This window comes from Pseudomonas sp. NPDC087804 (genome assembly GCF_044742965.1).
Lineage (GTDB): Bacteria > Pseudomonadota > Gammaproteobacteria > Pseudomonadales > Pseudomonadaceae > Aquipseudomonas > Aquipseudomonas rustica.
Window position 1 is genome coordinate 1 of the sequence record NZ_JBIUVN010000056.1, and the last position, 2,530, is coordinate 2,530.

The following is a 2,530-nucleotide window of genomic DNA, read 5'->3' on the forward strand; positions in this document are numbered from 1 at the left end:
TGGGGTTTCCCCATGTGAGAGTAGGTCATCGTCAAGATTAAATTCCGAAACCCCAATTGCGAAAGCAGTTGGGGTTTTGTTTTGCCCGCAGGAAATGCATGTGCTTGATTTCTATGCAACGGCCCGGGGCATAGCTATTATTCGGGCCTCATTGTGAGGCGAGACCTGCATGTTGACGTTGTTGAACCTTCTGAAGGATGGGCGATTCCATTCTGGTCAGGATCTGGGGGCGGCCCTGGGGATTAGTCGAAGTGCAGTATGGAAACAGCTTCAGCATCTTGAGGCTGAACTCGGGCTGTCCATCCATAAAGTTCGCGGGCGCGGGTATCAATTGGCGACGCCTCTGATGTTGCTTGATCCTCTCAAAATAGCGGAAATGGCGCCAGGCTGGCCGGTTGCAGTATTCGACTCCATTGACTCGACAAATGCCGAGGGATTGCGCGCGATCGGTCAGGGCCGATCGGCGCCTTTTCTCGTGCTTGCTGAACGGCAGGTGTCTGGGCGCGGACGGAGAGGGCGCAAATGGGTGAGTCCATTTGCTGACAACCTTTATTACAGTCTCGTGCTGCGCATCGATGGCGGAATGCGGCAGTTGGAAGGTTTGAGCCTTGTCGTGGGTCTAGCTGTCATGCACACCTTGCGAAAAGTCGGTGTCGCCGGGGCGGGATTGAAGTGGCCGAACGATGTTCTGGTCGGTAATAAGAAAATCGCCGGTATCTTGCTTGAGCTCGTCGGCGATCCCGCGGACGTTTGTCACGTGGTCTTGGGCATAGGCATCAACGTTAATATGCAGGCCGCTGAGGAAGTCGATCAGCAATGGACATCCGTGCGACTCGAGTCTGGTCAGGTCTGCGATCGCAACGCGTTAGCTGTTCAGTTGAGCGAGCAGTTGCAGTCATATATCCAGCGTCACCAGGATAGAGGCTTCTCGGCTCTACAAGCCGAGTGGCAGGACGGCCATCTGTGGCAGGGGCGGTCTGTTTCATTGATCGCCGGCACTAACCAGATCGATGGTGTTGTGCTTGGAATTAATAATCAAGGTGCGCTGCGATTGCAGGTGGATGGTGTGGAAAAACTTTTTAGTGGTGGTGAGCTCAGCTTGAGGTTGCGTGATGATTCTTGAGCTCGATTGCGGCAATAGCTTCATAAAGTGGCGTGTATTGGACGCCGCGGCTGCGTCTCTGTTTTCTGAGGGGGTGGTCGATTCCGACTCGGCGTTGATCGAAAGTCTGCGCTCACTTGGCAAAATATCTTTGCGTAAATGCCGTTTGGTCAGTGTCAGGACTGCTGAAGAAACCGAAGCGCTCATTAAGCTGCTTGAGCAAGCGTTCGGTGTTTCTGCGGTGTGCGCTCAGCCCGCTCGGGAAATGTCCGGAGTCAAAAACGGCTACGAAGACTATGAGCGGTTGGGGCTTGATCGGTGGCTTGCCATGCTTGGTGGGTATCACCTGGCGTCGGGTGCCTGCCTGGTGCTGGATTTTGGTACGGCAGTTACCGCCGATTTCATCTCGGCAGATGGAGACCACTTGGGTGGCTTTATCTGTCCGGGCATGCCGTTGATGCGTAATCAGTTGCGAACCCATACACGGAAGATTCGTTATGGAGATGTTGCGGCGGAGCGTGCCTTGACGAGCCTGGCTCCTGGGCGAACCACGGTTGAGGCTGTAGAGCGGGGCTGTTCTTTGATGCTTAAAGGATTTGTACTCACTCAGTTAGATATCGCGCGTGAGTATTGGGGGGAGAGTTTTACAGTGTTTGTCACTGGCGGTGATGCTGACCTGGTTGCCAGTGTTGCTCCTGGTGCTCGTCTCGTCCCGGATTTGGTTTTCGTAGGGTTGGCGATGGCCTGTCCTTTGTCCTGAGGTTCGTATGCGTTGGTTGTTCCTGCTGCTCCTTGTTCTCAATGTGTTCTATTACGTCTGGCACCAGCAGGAAGCTCCTTTGCGTGCCAAGGATGTCACGCCTCTCAGTTTATATAAGGGGTCGCAGCAGGATATTCGGTTGCTAAGTGAGAGCGGCGGCGCCTCCCGCGAGAAATCCGAAGCTGCCCAGGGCGAAGAAAAATGCCTTTATGTGGGTGGTTTTGCAGTTCAGGATCCGGCCTTGGCCCTTGAGCGGCGTCTTGAGGAAATGAAGGTTCGCTCGCAACCTTTGCACAAAAACGTCCCGGAGGGTGGTTATTGGCTCCGGATCGCGCCTGAGGGCGAGCGTTTGCTGGGTGATTTGCAGCTGCAGAACCTTTCCAAGGAATTCAATGAGTTAAAACATAAAATAATGCTGTGCGAGGGGGTTGCACCTACTGAATAGTTTGCATAGAATGGCGCCCGCTCCACAGCGAAGACCTGAAAAGGTCGCAGCAGTAGAGTGATGTCAATGCAGATAACCTCAGGTTTTTAAATGAGAAAATGCTTGACAGGGGCTTGGCATGGTATAGAATGCCGGCCTGATTAGGAGGGGTTCCCGAGCGGCCAAAGGGATCAGACTGTAAATCTGACGTCTACGACTTCGAAGGTTCGAATCGTTCTCCCTC

The 2,530-nt window shown here is 53.8% G+C and carries 3 protein-coding genes and 1 tRNA gene; all 4 read left to right on the plus strand.

What is annotated here, in order from left to right; all coding sequences use genetic code 11:
• Positions 1-169 precede the first annotated feature (169 nt).
• The 4 genes from birA (at position 170) to ACIOMO_RS27680 (ending at position 2,530) form a co-directional block, all read left to right on the plus strand.
• Entirely contained in the window at positions 170-1,123 is a 954-nt protein-coding gene (gene birA, locus ACIOMO_RS27665; protein ID WP_401244657.1) for a bifunctional biotin--[acetyl-CoA-carboxylase] ligase/biotin operon repressor BirA, read from the plus strand.
• Positions 1,113-1,862: a pantothenate kinase gene (locus ACIOMO_RS27670; protein ID WP_401244659.1), complete on the plus strand. Its 750-nt coding sequence runs from the start codon at positions 1,113-1,115 to the stop codon at positions 1,860-1,862. Before birA ends, ACIOMO_RS27670 begins: the two co-directional genes overlap by 11 nt.
• A 7-nt stretch (positions 1,863-1,869) precedes the next feature.
• On the plus strand, positions 1,870-2,307 hold the full coding sequence (locus tag ACIOMO_RS27675) for a hypothetical protein (protein ID WP_401244661.1): 438 nt from the start codon (positions 1,870-1,872) through the stop codon (positions 2,305-2,307).
• Positions 2,308-2,450: 143 nt separating this feature from the next.
• Positions 2,451-2,530 (plus strand) — tRNA-Tyr (locus tag ACIOMO_RS27680).